The following is a 391-nucleotide window of genomic DNA, read 5'->3' as shown; positions in this document are numbered from 1 at the left end:
TCTTTACAGGCCCTGCATCTGCTGCAATCCGGGCATGCACTGGAGATCGCACAAGCGCAACGGGATGAAGAAGCCGGAAGGCCCGCCACGCGGCCGCTCCGCAGCAGTGGCGGCACTGCGCTGGCCGGGCGCCGGCCTGGCCGTGGTGCTGGCCGTGTGGGCGTTGGCGTGGCTCGCCGTGCCGACGCTCGTGCGCATGGGCATCGAGCGCTGGGCCATGGACACCTGGGGCCGCACCGCCACGGTCGGCAAAGTGGAATTCAGGCCCTGGACGCTGGAGCTCCTCCTGCACGACGTATCCCTGGCCGCGGCTTCGCCAGGCGCGCCTCCCCAGGTGGAGATTCGGCGTATCTATATAGATATGGAGCTGCAGTCCCTGGTGCGCCTGGGG

The 391-nt window shown here is 68.8% G+C and carries 1 protein-coding gene; it reads left to right on the top strand.

Going from position 1 to position 391, the window contains the following annotated elements:
* Positions 1–391: DUF748 domain-containing protein (locus JZ791_RS44530; protein WP_216904046.1), on the top strand; the 391-nt coding region annotated here is incomplete at both ends.

It is taken from the genome of Nocardia alni (assembly GCF_019038435.1).
Classification (GTDB): Bacteria; Actinomycetota; Actinomycetes; order Mycobacteriales; family Mycobacteriaceae; genus Nocardia; species Nocardia alni.
The sequence above is the reverse complement of the archived record's forward strand: the minus strand, read 5'-3'. Positions and strand labels throughout refer to the sequence as shown.